This is a genomic window from Streptomyces sp. NRRL S-455, from assembly GCF_000717875.1.
In the GTDB taxonomy this organism is placed as follows: Bacteria; Actinomycetota; Actinomycetes; order Streptomycetales; family Streptomycetaceae; genus Streptomyces.
The window spans coordinates 310,455-328,772 of the sequence record NZ_JOCT01000001.1; the positions used below are offsets into that span (position 1 = coordinate 310,455).

Genomic DNA, 18,318 nt, shown 5'->3' on the forward strand with positions numbered 1-18,318 from the left:
GGGGGGGGGCTGGGACGACCGCATCAGCCGGGCGATGGCCGCGTTGATCTCAGCCGGAGACCTCCAGGGCCATCGACGCACCGTCGAGGCGCGTGTCAAGGAAGTCGAACAGGCCCGGGTTCGGCTTCTGCACGATGCCAGGGCGCTCACCGAGGGATACGGGACCTGACGCTGACGTCCAGGCCCAAGCCCTCGTCACCCGGCACCGGCACCTCCCAGCCCGTCCCCCGGGTTTCCGGGTGGGCCGTGTCGCGGGAGAGCCGCAAGGGGTGACCGTGGCCTCGTCGCCCGGAGGGCACTTTCGCAATACCCCCTAGCCCCGGCGTACCGTCGCGGAGGCGAAGCCGAGCCAGGTGTGCCGGTTGTTCCACCAGCACCAGCCGACCTTCGGGGCGTTGCGGCGCTCGCGGCCGTCGCGCCCGGTGCCGTTGCTGATCCAGATCGCCGGAGTGCGGGCGTCCAGGTCGCCGTTGGCCTTGCGCAGGCGGGAGCCGATGGTCATGAAGCAGCGGTTGCGCTCCAGGACCGCCGGCTCCTGGAGTAGCCAGTGGATGCCTTCGCTGAGCAGGAGGGGGGTGTGCCTCTCCTCGGTGAGGGCGGAAAGTGCCTCTTGCGGGCTCCAGTTGGCCATGCGGTCGCCGCGGTCGAGGCCGGTGACGGTGTAGAGCGGAGCGTCGGGCAGTTCGATGCCGCAGGGGGCGAAGTCGTCGACGTCGGGCATGTCGGTGACGACGAAGCCCGGTCTGCCGTCACGGCGGAGCAGCGGTGTCAGGGCGGAGGCCGGGGCTCTGTCCGGGTGGACGGCGAGCAGGGCGCCGTCGTCGCCCGCCCGGGCTTCGGCGAACGTACGGATCTCGTCGGCGGACAGCCCGGCGGTCTCGTGCACTCCCAGCTCGATCAGCCGCTCGGCCTGTGCGCTCAGGACCGGCAGTGCGGGGAGGACGGTGGACGTGTCGGGCGTGGCGTCGGGCACGATGCTCCCTGGGTCGGTGCGGTGGGCGAACTCATGTGCAACGAGCCGGTCTGCCGGGACGTTCCCGCCCCGCCGCCTCCGTCTGCCGTGCTTCGGACAGGCCGTACGTCTGCCACTCGCGCGGCGTCACGCCGTAGGCCGCGCGGAAGGCACGGCTGAAGTGGCTGGGGCTGACGAAACCCCAGCGCCGGGCGACGGTCGCCACACCGTGCCCAAGGGCCGGGGACAGCAGCAGGTCCCGCCGGCACCGCTCCAGACGCTGCGTCCGGATCCACTCCCCTACCGTCACTCCCTCGAGCTGGAAGAGTTTGTGCAGGTAGCGGACGGACATGAAGTGCGCGGCGGCGATCACGGGTGGTGACAGGTCCGGGTCGGAGAGATTGCGCAGGATGTGGTCCTTGACGCGCACGAGGGTGGCCGCGGCGGTTTCCGGCGCCCGGGGGGCGAAGCGACCGCGGCGTTCGTTGATCAGCAGCGCCAGCAGGTCGAGCGCGGTGGCGGCGAACTGACGGCCGACGACGGGGTCGAGCCCCGCCGCCTCGCGGGCCAGGCCCGCGAAATAGGTCGCCACCAGTGCGGCACCACCCTCCCGGCCGGAAAACGCCGTGGCGGTCATTGCCCGCAGGTCCTCGTCCCGGACGCCGAGGGCCTCGCGGGGGAAATGGAACGAGGTGAAGCAGAAGCTGCTCTGCACCTGCTTCCTGAACAGCCGGGAGGAATCGGAGAGGGAGAAGTCACCCGGCCCTATCCGGGCCTGTCTTCCGTCCTGCTCCTTGATCGCGCTGCCCCGGTGCTGAAGGGTGAGGATGACGAACTCCTTCCCGTCCCGGGTCAGCCGCCTGCTGCGCGTCACCGTCTGCGGGCCCGCCTGGACGTGTGCCACCCGTAAGGAGCCCAGCTGGTGGCTGACGATGCTTCCGGGTGACGGATCGTCCTCGTGGAGCTGCACATCGAGCGGTATGAAGGTGCGCGACACCGCGTGGTGCCAGCGCTCGCCCCGGTCGGCTGCCGGCAGTGACGCGGTGGAAAGGACGACGGGCACCTGGTTCCCCCCTGGGCATCATCGAGGCCGGCAGCGTGCTTCCGCTGCCGGCCTCGATGATTGTCATCCCCCCGGCCCAGGCGGTCCAGGAGGTATCGGAGGAAGAGTCGACTACTTGCCCAGGAAGGCGAGCAGCGCGGTGTTGACCTCCTCCGCGTGGGTCCACAGCAGCCCGTGCGGGGCGCCCTCGATCTCCACGTAGTCCGCGGCCGGCAGGGCCTTGCGGAACTGCCGCGCGGTGCCGTCCACGGGCAGGATGCGGTCGCCGGTGCCGTGCAGGATCAGCGCCGGCACGTCGATCGCCGGGATGTCGGCCCGGAAGTCGGTGTACCAGGTCGACGGGGCTGCGGCCGCCGCGTGGAAGCCGCCACCCGCGGCGACGTTCCAGCTGTTGCGGACGGCCTCCTCGCTGATCCGGGTGCCGAGGTTCTCGTCGAGGTTGTAGAAGTCCTTGTAGAAGTCGGTGTAGTACGCGTAGCGGTCCGCCTTGACGGCCGCGACGATGCCGTCGAAGAACTCCTTCGGGGCAACCCCCTCCGGGTTGTCGTCGGACTTGAGCAGGCAGGGCTCCAGCGAGGCGAGGAAGGCGACCTTGGCGATCCGGGCTGAGCCGTACCTGGACACGTACCGGGCGACCTCGCCGGTGCCCATCGAGAATCCGACCAGGACGGCGTCGCGCAGGTCGAGGGTCTCCAGCACGGTGTTCAGGTCGGCGGCGAAGGTGTCGTAGTCGTAGCCGGTCGTCGGCTGGGAGGACTGGCCGAAACCGCGCCGGTCGTACGTGATCACCCGGTGGCCGGCGTCGAGCAGCGCGGCGGTCTGCCGCTCCCAGGAGTGGCCGTCGAGCGGAAAGCCGTGGATGAGGACGACCGGCTGCCCGGATCCGTGGTCCTCGTAGTAGAGGTCGATGGCGGTGGAGTTCTCCTGGCCCACGGTGATGTACGGCATGCGCTGTTTCCTCGTTTCCGGGTGGCTGGCGGAGGGGACGGGGTCACGCTAGGGGGTCCCCGCGCGGCGAATTGCCGGGCAGCGCACCGGTACCTGACCGAGAGCGCACAGCGGCCGGCCCGGAGGGCCCGGAGATGCAAAAGCGGTGTCACTCCTGTGCCAGGCGTGACACCATCGCGGCATGCAAGGGTTCATGACGCCTGATCAGATCGACAGCCGTAAGGCCCGCGCACTCGCCGCGGCCGTCGCCGCGGGTCGGGATCTGGGGCTCACGGTGACCGACCCGACGGTGCTGTACGACGTGTTCTCCGTCATCGTGCACCTCGCTCCGTCGCCCGTGGTGGTGCGGGTGCCCACCGTCCTTCCCGCGTACGCCGACCCCGGCTTCCAGAGTGCGCGGCAGCGCCAGGAACTCGCTGTGGTGGGGTGGCTCGCGGACCAGGGATTCCCGGTGATTCCGCCGAGTCCGCTCGTACCGAGGGAGCCCGTGCGGCGTGACGGTTTCTCGATGACGTTCTGGCAGTTCGTCGAGCTGGACAAGGGCGTCGAGCCCGATTACGCGCACAACGCCGGCCTGGTCGCCGAGCTGCATGCCACGCTGCGCGGGTACCCGGGAGAGCTTCCGTTCCTCTCGGCGGCCGAACCGCGGTTCGTCTCCGAGGGACTTGCCGCGCTCGAAGGACGTCCCGATCTCCTCGATCCCGCCGACCTCGATCGCGCGCGGCGCGAGTGGGAGGTTCTGGAACCCGTCGTCAGTTCACGAGCCGGGTTCGAAGAGGTCTTCCCAGGAGTCGAGTTCCAGCCGATCCACGGGGACTCCCCCGCGGCCAACATCGTCTCCGCCAAGGACGGCGAGCTGTACTCCGACTTCGAGCTGACCACGCTAGGACCGGTCGAGTGGGACCTTGCGGCCCTCGGCCCGGACTGTGAGGCCGCGTACAACTCGGCCGCGGAGCGCCGGGGCCTGCGGCGGCTGGACGACGGTGTGCTGCGCGTCGTCAATGCCGTGGGGATGTCCCGGGCCGTTGCCTGCCTCGCGCTCGCGCCGCAACTGCCGATGCTCGCCGAGGCGTTGAAGCCGGCCGTGGAGCAGTGGCGGACGATGCCGTTCGCCGGTGGCCTGGAAGGCTGAGCGGAGAGCGGCGCCGCTCACTCGGGGAGGGGCCGGTCGTCGACGACGTGCTTCATGACGAGGGTGGAGTTCAGGCGCTGGACCCCGGGCAGTCGGGCGAGTCGCTGGTCGTAGAGCTGCTGGAAGGCGGCCAGGTCGGTGGTGGCGACGCGCAGGAGGTAGTCGGGGTCGCCGAACAGACGCTGGGCCTGGAGCACGTGCGGGACGGCTGCCACGGCCTCCTCGAACGCCGAGACCGTGTCGGCGTCCTCCCAGCGCAGGGTGACGAAGACGAGGGCTTCGAAGGTGAGCCCCACGGCGGCCGGGTCCACGACCGCCCGGTACCCGCGGATGGCACCCTCGCGTTCGAGATCGCGCAGTCGGCGGTGGCAGGGCGAGACGCTCAGCTTCACGCGGGCGGCCAGCTCGGTGACCGTGAGACGGCCGTCCAGCTGGAGCTCGGTAAGAATTTTCCGGTCCAGGGCATCCATGGAGAAGATTCTGCCCCAGAACCCCGGATCATGAGGGAAACAAGGGAACACCTTTGGGCTGATCCGGCCTAGCCTTCCTCTCGCAACATGGCATGTGAGAGGGAACGACCCATGGACACGACGACCCTGGCCGCGTTTCTGGCGGTGGATCTGCTGCTGGTGTTCACCCCCGGCGCGGACTGGGCGTACGCCATCACGGCGGGGCTCAGGGACCGGTCGGTCGTCCCGGCGGTCGCCGGGCTGGTAGCCGGGTACGCGGGTTACACCCTGCTCGCGGTCGGGGGCCTGGTGGTGATCGTGGCGAGCTCGGCGACCCTGCTCACCGCCCTGACCGTGGCCGGGGCCGGCTACCTGGTGTGGCTCGGCTGGGGCGTACTGAGGCAGCCGGCCACCCTGACGGCGTCCGCGCGGGAGATGGGCTCCTCACGGTTGCGGGTCATGCTCAGGGGAGCCGGGACCAGCGGGCTCAACCCGAAGGCGCTGCTGCTGTACTTCTCGCTGTTCCCGCAGTTCATCGACGCCTCGGGCGACTGGCCGGTCGCCACACAGACCGGACTGCTCGGCGCACTGCACATGACCGCCTGCGCCGTGGTCTACCTCGCCATCGGCGTTCTGGCCCGCACCGTTCTGAGGACCAGGCCCGCCGCGGCCCGGGCGGTCACCCGCGCCTCCGGTGCGCTGATGATCGGCATCGGTGCCTTTCTGCTGGTGGAACAGCTGATCGCGTGAGGGGAGCGTCCGCGGAAAGAGCAGCCGCCCAGGCAACCGGCGAGCCACATCGCGCCGCAGGACGAAGCCCCGCAGGTATCCGGCGCCCTTCCCTGACATGATGGCCGGGGAAGCCGTAGAGGTGCGGCATGTCCGGAGGCACCGTGGAGGGACGCGCACCGGAGGATCTGGCGGTCGTCGTCGACGCCCGTGGGGCGGTCACGGCGTGCAGCGACGGCGCTCGTCTGCTGCTCGGACACGAACCCTCCGACATCGTGGGCCGGCGCGCCATGAGCCTGCTGGCGACCGGCCTTCCCGAGTCCACGCGACGCAATGTGGCCGGCGGGCGCCGGTGGGCCGGTGAGGTGGCGCTGCGGCACCGGGACGGCGACCGAGTCGTGGTCCGGCTGCAGGGCACGCCGCTGCTCGACGCGGACGGCGGGCGGCTCTGGCTCGTGACCGGCACGACACCGGCGCCCACGACCGGGCGGGCCGAGCACCGGGCCCTGTCCCTGTGGGACCTCACCCTGGCGCGGCTCCCCGTGCCGGTGGCGGTCTACGACCGGGAGGCCCGGCTCGTGGCCGCCAACGAGATCATGACCCAGGTGATGGGCAGGTCCGAGGAGGAGATGAAGGGCCTGACGCTGTGGGAGATCGAGCCCAGTCCGCCCTTCGACGAGTACGACCGCCTCCAGCGGGAGGTCCTGCGCACCGGTGAGATGATCTTCCACGAGGAGCACGGCAAGACCCCGGGCGTGACCCGGACGCACGCCTGGTCGATGTTCCTGTCGCCGCTGAAGGACGAGACCGGTGCGGTCCAGGGGATGTCCGCGACCGTCTTCGACACCACGGAGCAGCACTGGGCCCGCCGTCGGCTCGCGGTACTCAACGACGCCAGCCTCAGCATCGGAAGCACACTGGATGTGACCCGGACGGCCGACGAGCTGGCCGAGGTGGCCGTGAGCGGGTTCGCGGACTTCGTCACCGTGGACCTGCTGGAGTCCGTCGCCCTGGGCGACGAGCCGGAACCGCTGCCGCTGGACGCGCCGATCACCGTGCGCCGTACGGCGCAGCGGTCCGTGCTGGAGGGCTGCCCGGAGTCGGTGGTCGCCACGGGCGACACGATGCTCTACCCCGTGGACACGCTGCCGTCCCGGACGCTGGCCGCCGGCCGGGGTGCCGGGCACCGGCCGGGGGACCCGGGGCTGCGGGAGTGGATCAGGTCCTCGCCGGGGCGCGCCGAGTCCGTGGCCCGGCACAAGATCCATTCGGTGATGATGGTGCCGCTGCGCGCCCGCGGAGTGACCCTGGGCCTGGTGCACTTCCTGCGGCACCGGACGCCGGAGCCCTTCAGCGAGGACGACCTGCTGCTCGCGGAGGAGATCGTCGCCAGGGCGGCGGTGAGCGTGGACAACGCCCGCCGCTACACCCGTGAACTCCGCGCGGCGCTGGCGCTCCAGCGGAGTCTCCTTCCCGAACGGCCGCCGGACCTCGCGGCGGTGGACGTCGCCTACCGTTACCTGCCGACGGGCTCGGGAGCGGACATCGGAGGCGACTGGTTCGACGTGATCCCGCTGTCCGGCTGCCGGGTCGCGCTGGTCGTGGGCGACGTGGTGGGGCACGGCATCCACGCGACGGCCACGATGGGCCGGCTGCGGACCGCCGTACGGACGCTCGCGGATGTCGATCTCGCCCCCGACGAGCTGCTCACCCAGCTCGACGACCTCGTCATCCGGCTCGACCGGGAAGAGGGCCCGGAGGTGCGCGAGCGGGCGGCGGAGGCGTCGGGGCAGGTCGGTGCCACCTGTCTGTACGCCGTGTACGACCCGGTGTCCCGGCGCTGCAGCATGGCCCGCGCCGGACACCCGCCGCCCGCCCTGGTCACGCCCGGCGGCGACGTCCGGTTCGTGGATCTGCCGGCGGGGCCGCCGTTGGGCCTGGGCGGTCTGCCGTTCGAGGCCGCCGAGGTGGAGCTCGAGGAGAACAGCCTGCTCGCCCTCTACACCGACGGGCTGATCGAGGCCGCCGACCACGACGTCGAGGTCGGCATCGGTCTGCTGCGGCAGGCCCTGAGCAGCCCGGGCGACGCGCTGGAGGACACCTGTGACCGGGTGCTGCGAACAGTGCTGGCCGACCGCCCCGCCGACGACATCGTGCTGATGCTGGCCCGCACCGCCGCGCTCGACGCCGGGCACGTGCGCACCTGGCAGCTGCCCCCGGATCCGGCGGCCGTGGCCGGGGCCCGCAAGATGGCGGGCGAACAACTGGCCGCCTGGGGTCTGACGGAGGCGGCGTTCACCACGGAACTCATCGTCAGCGAACTGGTCACCAACGCGCTGCGGCACGGCGGCGCCCCGATCGAGCTGCGGCTGATCCGCGACTCGGCCCTCATCTGCGAGGTGTCCGACGGCAGCAGTACCGCACCGCACCTGCGCCGGGCCCGCGTCTTCGACGAGGGCGGACGCGGACTGCTGCTCGTCGCCCAGCTCTCGGAACGGTGGGGCAGCCGCCAGACGCCCACGGGCAAGACCATATGGGCGGAACAGCCGCTGCCCGGCGAGACGTCCGGCTGAGCCGGGCTACCGCGTGTCGACGATGCCGCCCGTCACGGCGATGACCTCGCCCACCGTGTAGCTGGAGTCGGCGTCGGAGGCGAGGTAGACGTAGGTCGGCGCGATCTCCTCCGGCTGGGCGGCGCGCTCCAGCGGGGCCTCGCTGCCGATCTGGGCGAGCCCGTCCGGCGGCATGTGCTGGTCCGCCTCGTTGAGGGGCGTCCAGGTCGGGCCGGGTGCGACCACGTTGGCGCGGACGCCCCGCTTGGCCAGGTGCACGGCGACCGACTTGGTCAGGGTGATCAGCGCGGCCTTGGACGCCGCGTAGTCGATCATCGTCGTGCTGCCCTTGAGGGCCTCCTCGGTCGCGGTGGCGATGACGGCGTCGCCGGGCCCCAGGTGGGGCAGAGCCGCCATGAGCAGGTGGAAGTACGCGTAGACGTTCGTCTTGAACGTGAGGTCGAAGTCCTCCGCGGTCAACTGCTCGAGTTCCAGCTTGCTGTTGAGGTACGCGGCGTTGCTCACCAGGATGTTCAGCCCGCCGAGTTCCGCCGCCGTCCGATCGACGGCCTCGCGGCAGAACGCCGGGTCGGTGAGGTCGCCGGGCAGCAGCAGGCAGCGCCGGCCCTGCTCCTCCACCTCGCCGCGCACCCGCTCGGCGTCCACCTGCTCCTCGGGCAGGTACACGATGGCGACGTCGGCGCCTTCCCGCGCGTAGAGCAGCGCCACGGCCCGTCCGATTCCGGAGTCGCCTCCGGTGATCAGCGCCGTCTTCCCCTCCAGCTTCCCGCTGGCCCGGTAGCGGCTCCCCCGGTAATGCGGCTTGGTGCGCATCTCGGCCTCGAGGCCGGGTCGCCGCTGCTTGTCCGAGTCGTAGGGCGGGTCCGGTTCGGACACGACCTGTGGTGCGGACTTTTCCTGCTCGGGCTGCACAGCCTTCCCTTCGCCGGGGTCGTCCACGGCGAGGCCGCTCGCACGGACCCGCCGTTCTCACGCCGCTCCGCGTTCCCACGACAGCGGCAGGCATGTCCCTCGTCTCCCACAAGGGGCGAGGGGCCGGGCCGCGCATGCCGGCAGGCACGAGGGGTACTCAACGATCTTGCAATCCCGGCCTTCGAGCCGGCTGTAGTCGGAAGGAGAGCCGTGTCTGACGAGACGGTGAAGAACGTTTTCGTGATCGGTCTCGACGAGGCCAACCTGCCGACCCTGCGGCAGGTGCCCGGGGCAGACCGGCTGCGTTTCCACCAGCTGCTGACCGTCGAGGAACTCCAGCTGGGCGAGGTGCATCTGCCCACGCTGTTCGACAAGGCCCGGAGCGTGCTGGACGCGTTCGACGGCAGCATCGACGCGATCGTCGGCTACTGGGACTTCCCGGTCAGCACCCTGGTCCCGATGCTGAGCGAGCGGTACGGCACCCGCAGCACCAGTCTGGAGTCGGTGGTCAAGTGCGAGCACAAGTACTGGAGCCGGCTGGAGCAGCAGAAGGCCACCGACCGGCACCCGGCCTTCGGCCGGGTCGACCTGTCGGCCGAGCCGCCCCGCCCTCCCGAGGGCGTGACCTTCCCGATGTGGGTCAAGCCCGCACTCTCCTACTCGTCCGAACTCGCCTTCGGAGTCGATGACGAGGAGGAGTTCCGCAAGGCCGTCACGGAGATCCGCGACGGTATCTCCCGCATCGGGCGCCCCTTCGAGCACATCCTCGAACGCATCGACCTGCCGCCGGAGATGGACGGCGTGGGCGGCCGGGTCTGTCTGGCGGAGGAGGCGATGTCCGGGGTCCAGGTCGCCGTGGAGGGCTACGTCCACCAGGGCGAGGTGACGGTCTACGGAGTCCTGGACTCCATCCAGTACCCGGACTCCCCCTGTTTCCTGCGCCATCAGTACCCCTCGACGCTGCCGCCCGCCGTCATCGCCCAGCTGCACGACGTCAGCGAGCGCGTGATGCGGCAGATCGGCATGGACTCGGCCACCTTCAGCATCGAGTACTTCTACGACCCGCGGACGCAGGAGATCAACCTGCTGGAGATCAACCCCCGGCACTCCCAGTCGCACGCGGAGCTGTTCCAGTACGTCGACGGTGTCCCGAACCACCACTGCATGCTCAGCCTCGCCCTCGGCGACGACCCGCGCATGCCGCACCGCGAGGGTCCGTACGCGATGGCGGCGAAGTGGTACCACCGCTGGTTCACGGACGGCGTGGTGCGCCGGGTTCCGGGGCCGGAGGAGATCGCCCGCATCGAGCGGGAGACACCCGGGGTGCGTATCGAAGTGGTCCCCGAGGAGGGCGACAGGCTCTCGGAGCTTCCCGGCCAGGACAGCTACAGCTACGAGCTGGCGCACATCTACACCGGCGGGGCCGACGAGGAGGAGCTGCGGGAGAAGTTCGACCACTGTGTGGCCGCCCTGGGTCTCGCCTTCGACGATGCCCCGCCGGAGTGACAGCCCGCCGCAGTGAAGGCCCCACGAGAGTAAGGAGCACGTGGGTTCCATGCGTTACGTGACCAACCTGCCGTACGAGACGAAGGAAGAAGAGCACGTCACGATCCCGATGTCCGACGGGGTCCGGCTCTCCGCGCACATCTGGCGGCCGACCTCCTCGGACCAGGAGCCGGTGCCCGCGGTGCTGGAGTACATCCCGTACCGCAAGCGCGACCTGACGGCCGTACGCGACTCGATCCACCACCCGTACCTCGCGGGGCACGGCTACGCCTGCGTCCGTGTCGACCTGCGCGGCACCGGCGACTCGGAGGGTGTGCTGCGGGACGAGTACCTGGAACGGGAGCAGGCCGACGCCGAGGAGGTGCTGGCCTGGCTGGCCGAACAGCCCTGGTGCGACGGTGGCACCGGCATGATGGGCATCTCCTGGGGGGCGTTCGCGGCGCTCCAGGTGGCGGCCCGGCGGCCGCCGAGCCTGAAGGCCATCGCCATCGCGTCCTTCACCGACGACCGGCACGCCGACGACATGCACTACATGGGCGGCGCCCTGCTGTCGGACAACCTGGCCGAGGCGGGCACCATGTTCGCCTACGCCACCTGCCCGCCCGACCCGGCCGTGGTCGGCGACCGCTGGCGCGAGATGTGGCACGAGCGGCTGGAGAACACGGAACCATGGGTGCTGGACTGGCTGCGCCACCAGCGCCGCGACGACTACTGGCGGCACGCCTCGGTGTGCGAGGACTACGCGAGTGTGAGCTGCCCGGTCCTGGCCTCCAGCGGCTGGGCGGACGGCTACTCCAACGCCGTCACCCGGCTGCTCGGCAACCTGGACGTGCCGCGCAAGGGCTTGATCGGCCCGTGGTCGCACAAGTTCCCGCACCTCGGGGAGCCCGGCCCGGCCATCGGCTACCTCCAGGAGCTCGTGCGGTGGTGGGACCACTGGCTCAAGGGCGTCGACAACGGCGTCATGGACGGCCCCATGCTGCGCACGTGGATGCAGGACAGCGTCCCGCCCTCCACCGCGTACGAGGAGCGGCCGGGACGCTGGGTCGGCGAGCCGGACTGGCCCTCCCCGCACATCCGGCAGGTCGTGCACCCGCTCACCCGGCACACCATCGAGCCTCCGCGGGAGACGCCGGGCGAGCGGGAGACACCCGGCGGTGCCGCGCTGACCGTGCAGTCCCCGCTCTCCGTCGGCCAGTTCGCGGGCAAGTGGGCGTCCTACAACGCGCCCCCGGACCTGCCGTACGACCAGCGCGAGGAGGACGGCGGTTCCCTGGTCTTCGACACCGAGCCCCTGACCGAGCAGGTGGAGATCCTCGGCTCCCCGACCGTGGAACTCGACCTGTCGGTCAGCGAACCGGTCGCCATGGTGGCCGCGCGGCTGTCCGACGTGGCCCCCGACGGCGCCGCGACCCGCGTCTCCTACGGCATTCTCAACCTCACCCGCCGCGACAGCACGGAGTCCCCCGAGCCGCTGGAGCCGGGCCGTCGCTACCGGGCCACCATCCCGCTGAACGGGCTGGCGCAGGCGTTCCCGCCCGGCCATCGCATCCGGCTCTCCCTCTCCACGTCCTACTGGCCGCTGGCCTGGCCCCCGCCGAAGCCCGCCCTGCTGAGCGTCCACGAGCACTCCAGCACGCTCACCCTGCCGGTGCGGCCGGTCGACGAACCCGACGAGGTGCCGTCGTCCCCCTTCGGCGAACCCGAGGGCACTCCCCCGCTCGCCACGAGCCAGGTGACGCCCCCCGAGGCGCGCTGGGAGGTCAAGCGGGACCTGGTGGGCTACCGGTCGGAACTGGACATCGTGAAGGACCGGGGCAGGGTCCGCTTCGAGGACATCGGCGTCGAGGCCGGGCTCCGCGCCGAGGAGCGCTACACGGCGGTCGCCGACGACTTCACCTCGGCGAGCGGCGAGTCCACCTGGACCATGACGTTCCAGCGGGACGACTGGGACGTACGGGTGGTGACGGACACCCGGCTGAGCTGCGACGAGACGGACTTCTTCGTGGACGCGACCCTCGACGCGTACGAGGCGGGCCGCCGGGTGTTCTCCCGCACCTGGAACGAGAAGGTGCCCCGCGACCTGCTGTAGGACGCGTGCAGGCGAGCTGTCGCGGTTCGCCGGGGGCCGCGTCGCCGCCGGGGGCACCACCGGGCCCCGGCGGCGACGCGGCCCTTCTCCGTGTTCATGTCAGGCACGGCGCACGACTGCGGTGACACCCGGGGCGCATACGGAACTCGGATCGCTCTGTGCACGGAAAAACAAGAGGAAACCGGGGGCATGAGGAATTCGCGATCCACTCGACGCCCCTCCGTGCATCCGTGCGCCCCTGTGGAGAAAGGATTCGGCGAGACGCCACCGGATTCCATGGGCAGGACTGAGACGACCGTCAAGTCGGTGCAACCGCACCACTATTCCGTGTACCAACCGAAGCAGGTGGTATTCGATGAGCGGCTCCGTTCCCGGCCCAGCTCGAGATTGGACAGTGGGCACTGCTCCAGGCATATTCCCATTCCTCGGCCACGGAATCGATTTGGCCCGTCGTCCGCTGGATTTTCTGGAATCTCTGCCCGCGCACGGGGACCTGGTCGAAATACGCCTGGGTCCGCAGCGTGCCTGGATGGCCTGTCACCCGGACCTGGTCGCCCAGGTGCTCGGCGACCCGGGCACCTTCGACAAGGGCGGCCCGCTCTACGACAGGTTGCGGATCCTGCTGGGCGACGGCGTCGGCACCTGCCGCCACCAGGATCACCGGCGACAGCGCAGGCTGCTGCAACCCGGATTCCGCAAGACCCGCGTCGCCGACCAGGTGCGACTGATGGGCGAGGAAGTGGAGTCGGTGTGCCGGACGTGGCGGGACGGGCAGGCGGTCGACATCAGCGCGGCCATGCTGGACCTGTCGACCCGCGTGATCTGCCGCGTCCTCTTCTCCGACTCGCTCGACGCCGCGACCGCCGTCGAGATGCGCAAGTGCCTGGCCACCGTGATGCGCGGCATGTTCGTCCGCACGGTGATGCCGGTCGACGCCCTGTTCCGTCTCCCCACACCGGCGAACCGGCGCTACCGGCACGCTTCCGGCCGCCTGCGCGCGATCGTCGACGCGGCTGTCGCCGAGCGCCGGCGAGGCACTGCCCGGGCCGGCCGGGACGACCTGCTGGGGACGCTGCTGGCGGCCGCGCGGGGTGACGGCGGGGACGCGGCGATCACCGATCAGGAAGTCCACGGCCAGGTGATCACGCTGATGTTCGCCGGCGCCGAGAGCACCGCCCTGTGCCTCTCCTCCGCCTTGGACCTCGTGGGACGGCATCCCGAGGAGGAGCGTCGCCTGCACTCCGAGGTCGACGCCGTGCTCGCTTCCGGACGCCCGCCCGGCCGCGACGAGCTGCCGCTCCTCGCCCACACGCGGCGCGTCCTCACCGAGACCCTTCGCCACCGCCCGCCCGGATGGCTGTTCACCCGTGCCACCACGAAGGAGACGGAGCTCGCCGGGCACCGTCTCCCGCGGGGCGCCACCGTCATGTTCAGTCCGTACCTGCTGCACCACGACCCCGCCCTGTTCCCCGACCCCGGCCGTTTCCTCCCCGACCGCTGGCTGCCCGGGCGGGCCGACGCGGTGCGCCCCGGAGCGATGATCCCGTTCGGGGCGGGCCGCCGGAAATGCCTCGGGGAGACACTCGCCATGGCGGAGGCCACGGTGGCGGTGGCGTTCATCGCCCGCCACTGGCGACTGCGCCCTCTGCCCGGCCGCCAGGAACGGCTGCGTCCCGCAGCCTCGTTGGGGCCGAGGGGACTGGTGATGGCCTGCGAAACGCGAGCGCGGCGGTCGGCGGGCACATCCTCTCCAGCGGATTCTTTCCCGGCCCGGGCGGCTGCCGTACCCGTCATCCACAACTCCCGAACGGCAGGTGGCAACGATGTACACGACGCATGAGGACATCACGCTCGTCACGCGGGACGGAATTCCGGCAGCCGGTCTGGCGGAACTGATCGACGCGAACCTCTACATGCCGTTCCCGTACGAGTGCCATCCCGGCGCGGCCGAAGCGGCGGCAGGCGTCGAGAAATGGCTGCGTACCTGGGGGCTGACCGATGACCCGGCAGTGGCGGCCATGATCTCCCGCACCCGCCCCGCCGAACTCGCGGCCTGCAACGGTCCGGCCATGGATTCCGGGCTCCTCCAGATAGCCGCCAACCAGATCGCCTACCAGTTCGTCTTCGACGACCGGGCGGAGGACCTCGGCCGGCGCTCGCCCGGCCTGCTGCTGCCGATGCTGTCCGAGAGCGTCGCGATCCTGCGGGACGGCGAACCGCCCACCACCCCGCTCGGGGCGGCCCTGACCGACCTCCACCGTCAGGTCCAGGAGCGGTGCACACCGGCTCAGGCAGCACGATGGGCCTGGAACAGCCGTGAGTACGTGCACGGCCTGCTCTACGAAGCGGTGGCCCAGGCCCGTCCCGTCCCGGTGGGAAGCGGGCTGTGCCGGTCCATACGCTCCCTCATCGCGGGCGTCGAGCCGTTCTACCCACTGTGCGAGGCCGCGCAGCCGTGCGAACTGCCCCCGGACGAGCTCCACCACCCCGTGATGCGACGCCTGAGCCGGTTGTCGGCCGATGCGGCGGTCTGGATACCCGACCTCTACTCCGCGGTGAAGGAACAGCGGGAGGGCGGCACGATCAACCTGGCCCTCGCCTACCAGCGGTCCCACCGGTGTTCCCTTCCGGCGGCCGTCTCACTGGCCGTACGGCACATCAACCGCACGATCCGCGAGTTCGAGGAGCTCTACGGTGAGATCCGGCCGGAGTTGAGCCCGTCCGGCGTCGGCTATGTGGAGGGCATGGCCGGCTGGATCCGCGGCTGCTACTTCTGGTCCCGGACCGTGCCCCGGTACGCGGACACGAGGGCGGTACCCGCAGGGATCTGACCGTGCGCCGGACCGGTCACCTTCACCACAGGCTTCCCGAATGGGGCGGAAACAGAGCAGGCTACCCGAAAGGAGGAGACCTGATGCGCCCCCGCGGGAAATTCACCCTCCCTGTCGACCTCCTGTTCCGACCCGGCCAAGGGGCGCGCACGAGGGCGTACGCTCGCCCCGTCCGGCGGGGAGCAACGACAGGAAGCGGTAGACCACATGACCCATGGGCTGCGGCAACCGATCGCCGAACACCGGCCTCTGCTCGAACGCGACGTGGAACTGAAGGCCATCGACCGCGCGATGGCGGGGCTGCGTGACGCCGCCGACGGCGTGCGGCGGGCACCGCGCGGTGGGCTGCTCGCCTTCACGGGCGAGGCCGGGCTGGGCAAGACGACACTCATCGCGGCGGCGCGCGCCCGCGCCGCCGCACTGGGGTTCACGGTGTTCTCGGGCAAGGGCGGTGAGACCGAGCAGGGACTGGCGTTCCGCGTCGTCCGCCAGATCATGCAGCCCGTCCTGGCCGCGATGAGCGAGACCGAGCGCCGGGACTTCCTGGGCAGTTGGTACGACATCGTCGGCGCCGCGCTGGGTCTGGAGGCGACGGACACCGCTCGGATGCCGGACCCGACCGGAGTGCGCGACGGCCTGGACTGGGTCATGACACGCCTGACGATGATGAACGCGCCCGTCGTGCTCCTCCTGGACGACCTGCACTGGGCCGACACCGAATCCCTCGACTGGCTCGCCTCCTTCGCACCCCGGGTCGCGGACCTCCCGCTGCTGACCGTCGTGGGCTACCGGCCGGACGAACTCCCGCCCGACGCGACGTCCTTCCGCACGCTCGTCGAACGCCATGAGCAGCGCCCCCACAAGCTGTCTCCGCTCGGCGCGGCCGCCGTGGCGCGGATCATCAGGGACGAGGTGGGTGAGGAAGCCGAGGACGAGTTCTGCGGAGAGTGCTGGACGGTCACCGGCGGGAGCCCCTTCGAGACCGTCGAACTGGCCATCAGACTCCGCGAGCAGCATGTGAGGGGCACTCAGGACGATCTGCCCGTGATGCGGGGCCTCGCCGCGGCGGTCAAGGGCCCGGGCCTGATCGAGCGTCTCAAACGGCTCGGACCGAGCACGGTCCGCTTCGCGTGGGCCGGTGCTGTCCTGGGCGAGCCGTTCTCCCCGGAGGCGGCCGCCGACCTCGCGGTGGTCGGCGACGCGGAGGCCGCCGAAGCGACCGAGAAGCTGCGCGCCTGCCGCATCCTCGCGACCACCGACGAGCCCGCGGGAGACCTGGAGTTCGTCCATCCGCTGATCGCCACGACGATCTATCACGACATCCCCTCGGGCCTGCGCGTCGGCATGCACGACGCGGCCGCCCATGCCGCCCAGGTGGTCGGGGCCGACCCCACCGCGGCCGCCCGGCACCTGCTGGAGGTGCCCTGCGACGGCCGGCCCGAGACGGTCGCGTGCCTGCGTGCCGCCGCGCGTGAGTACCTTCGCGCGGGGGCACCGGAGGCCGCCCGCCGCGTGCTGACCCGGGCGTTGCGGGAACCGCCCCCCGCCGGAGACCGTGCCGCCCTGCTCCACGAGCTGGCCTGCTCGACCTTCCTGATCGACCCCACGGCCACGGTCAGCCATCTACAGGAGGCGCTGAAGGAACGCGGACTCGATCCTGAGCTGCGCGCCTCCATGGTCTACCGGCTGACCCAGGCGCTGGCCCACACCGACCGGCTGACCGAGGCGGCGACCGTGGCGGCCGACGAGGCGCGGCGCGCCACCAACCCGCGCGTCAGGCTGCGCATGCAAGCGGATCACTTCGTATGGAGCGCGTTCCGCACCGACGAGCCGGACTCGTCCGCCCGCTCGCGCCGGCTCGCACGGCTGGCCGCGAAGCTGACCGGGCGAGGGCTGGAGGAGCGCTACATCCTCGGTCTGCGGGCGTGGGACGCCCTCGTGCGCGGCGAGCCACGGCGGACCGCCCTCGGGTATGCCGGTGAGGCCTTGCGCGGAGGGATGAGCTGGGCCGACGAGAACCGCGGCTTCGAGGTGCCCGTCGCCGTCGCCCTGCTGTTCATGTACTGCGACCAGCCGCGGCGCGCCGAGGAACTGTTCGCCGAGGGGATGGCCGAGTGCGAGCACCGGGGATGGCGCGGCTCCCATCTGGCGCAGGGCCGGACGCTCCTCGGCTACATCCGCTACCGCCGTGGCTGCCTGCCGGAGGCTGAGAAACTCGTCCGGGCGGGGCTCGACACCGCCGAGCGGGTCGAAGGAGCGGTGCCCGCCCAGTTGTTCGCCATCGGCATCCTCATCCAGATCCTGCTGGCCCGCGGGCAGACCGCCGAGGCGCGCCGGCTCGCCGACACCTACCACTACGGCGACGTGGTCCCCAACGCCGTCATCTTTCCCGATCCGCGCACGGTGTACGCCGAACTGCTCCTGGCGGAGGGGCGACTCGCCCAGGCGGCGCGTCTGCTGTCCGACGTCGGCGACTGGCTCCAGGCGCGGGACTGGCACAACCCGGCGTGGTGTCCCTGGCAGTTGGGGCTGGCCTCGGCGCTCGCCCGCACCGATCCCGGCCAGGCGGTCCGCCATGCCCAGGACGCCGTGGAGCGGGCCCGGGACTTCGGGGCGGCGTCCGCGATCGGCCAGGCGCTGCGCGTGCAGGCGGAGGTGACGGGTGGGCAGGCGGCGCTCGATCTGCACACGCAGGCCGTCGACCATCTGGAGCGGTCGCCCGCCGCGTACGAACTGGCCCGTGCCCTGGTGGGCCATGGCGCAGCGCTGGTTCGCTGCGGCCGGCTGCAGGACGCCGCGGACCGGCTCTACCAGGGGCTGGAGGGGGCGGTGCACTGCGGAGCCGCGGGGCTGGCCGACCGGGCCCGGCGCGAGCTCTCCGCCGCGGGACTGCGCCCGCTGCCCCTTCGCTACGCGCCGACGGACATGCTGACGGCGCAGGAACGCAGAGCCGCCGAGATGACGGCCCTGGGACACCCGCCGTCGGTGGTCGTGGAGGACCTGCGGCTCACCGAGCAGGGCGTGCGGCATCTGCTGTCCTCCGTGTACCGGAAGCTCGGCACGGACGCGTCCGGCCTCTCCGACGCCCTGTCGAGGGGCCCCCGGCACGAGCCGTAGTCCGTGCGCGGGGC

13 protein-coding genes are annotated in these 18,318 nt (G+C 71.3%); 8 read left to right on the forward strand and 5 right to left on the reverse strand.

The window, feature by feature from the left end; all coding sequences use genetic code 11:
• Positions 1 to 313 precede the first annotated feature (313 nt).
• From IE97_RS0101355 to IE97_RS0101365, 3 genes are all read right to left on the reverse strand, one after another.
• Positions 314 to 973, reverse strand: coding sequence for a DUF5701 family protein (locus IE97_RS0101355; RefSeq protein WP_030147299.1), 660 nt, complete (start codon positions 971 to 973; stop codon positions 314 to 316).
• 31 nt (positions 974 to 1,004) lie between these two features.
• Positions 1,005 to 2,015, reverse strand: a complete 1,011-nt coding sequence (locus tag IE97_RS0101360; protein ID WP_051704798.1) for a helix-turn-helix domain-containing protein — start codon at positions 2,013 to 2,015, stop codon at positions 1,005 to 1,007.
• 111 nt (positions 2,016 to 2,126) lie between these two features.
• The gene (locus IE97_RS0101365) at positions 2,127 to 2,963 is read right to left on the reverse strand and encodes an alpha/beta fold hydrolase (protein ID WP_030147301.1); all 837 of its coding nucleotides are present in this window, start codon (positions 2,961 to 2,963) and stop codon (positions 2,127 to 2,129) included.
• 193 nt (positions 2,964 to 3,156) lie between these two features.
• Between IE97_RS0101365 and IE97_RS0101370 the strand changes: the two genes are divergently transcribed.
• Positions 3,157 to 4,095, forward strand: coding sequence for a phosphotransferase (locus IE97_RS0101370; protein WP_234310398.1), 939 nt, complete (start codon positions 3,157 to 3,159; stop codon positions 4,093 to 4,095).
• A 17-nt stretch (positions 4,096 to 4,112) separates the two neighbouring features.
• Here IE97_RS0101370 and IE97_RS0101375 read toward each other — a convergent pair whose 3' ends face one another.
• On the reverse strand, positions 4,113 to 4,565 hold the full coding sequence (locus IE97_RS0101375; RefSeq protein WP_030147303.1) for an Lrp/AsnC family transcriptional regulator: 453 nt from the start codon (positions 4,563 to 4,565) through the stop codon (positions 4,113 to 4,115).
• A gap of 111 nt (positions 4,566 to 4,676) precedes the next feature.
• Here IE97_RS0101375 and IE97_RS0101380 point away from each other — a divergent pair, with 111 nt between their 5' ends.
• Positions 4,677 to 5,294, forward strand: a complete 618-nt coding sequence (locus IE97_RS0101380; protein WP_030147304.1) for a LysE family translocator — start codon at positions 4,677 to 4,679, stop codon at positions 5,292 to 5,294.
• A gap of 128 nt (positions 5,295 to 5,422) precedes the next feature.
• Positions 5,423 to 7,846 carry a SpoIIE family protein phosphatase gene (locus IE97_RS0101385; protein WP_030147305.1) on the forward strand — a complete coding sequence of 808 codons (2,424 nt, stop codon included), beginning with the start codon at positions 5,423 to 5,425 and terminating at the stop codon, positions 7,844 to 7,846.
• A gap of 6 nt (positions 7,847 to 7,852) precedes the next feature.
• Here the strand turns inward: IE97_RS0101385 and IE97_RS0101390 are convergent, their stop codons facing one another.
• Entirely contained in the window at positions 7,853 to 8,758 is a 906-nt protein-coding gene (locus IE97_RS0101390; protein ID WP_030147306.1) for an SDR family oxidoreductase, read from the reverse strand.
• A gap of 210 nt (positions 8,759 to 8,968) precedes the next feature.
• Here IE97_RS0101390 and IE97_RS0101395 point away from each other — a divergent pair, with 210 nt between their 5' ends.
• From IE97_RS0101395 to IE97_RS0101415, 5 genes are all read left to right on the forward strand, one after another.
• On the forward strand, positions 8,969 to 10,264 hold the full coding sequence (locus IE97_RS0101395) for an ATP-grasp domain-containing protein (RefSeq protein WP_030147307.1): 1,296 nt from the start codon (positions 8,969 to 8,971) through the stop codon (positions 10,262 to 10,264).
• A 49-nt stretch (positions 10,265 to 10,313) separates the two neighbouring features.
• A complete protein-coding gene (locus tag IE97_RS0101400) occupies positions 10,314 to 12,356 on the forward strand; it encodes a CocE/NonD family hydrolase (protein ID WP_030147308.1) in 2,043 nt (680 codons plus the stop codon).
• A 355-nt stretch (positions 12,357 to 12,711) separates the two neighbouring features.
• A complete protein-coding gene (locus tag IE97_RS38085; RefSeq protein ID WP_078603037.1) occupies positions 12,712 to 14,196 on the forward strand; it encodes a cytochrome P450 in 1,485 nt (494 codons plus the stop codon).
• Positions 14,180 to 15,187, forward strand: a complete 1,008-nt coding sequence (locus IE97_RS0101410; protein WP_030147310.1) for a (-)-alpha-amorphene synthase — start codon at positions 14,180 to 14,182, stop codon at positions 15,185 to 15,187. Before IE97_RS38085 ends, IE97_RS0101410 begins: the two co-directional genes overlap by 17 nt.
• 207 nt (positions 15,188 to 15,394) lie before the next feature.
• Positions 15,395 to 18,304 carry an ATP-binding protein gene (locus IE97_RS0101415; protein ID WP_030147311.1) on the forward strand — a complete coding sequence of 970 codons (2,910 nt, stop codon included), beginning with the start codon at positions 15,395 to 15,397 and terminating at the stop codon, positions 18,302 to 18,304.
• The last annotated feature ends 14 nt before the right edge of the window (positions 18,305 to 18,318 follow it).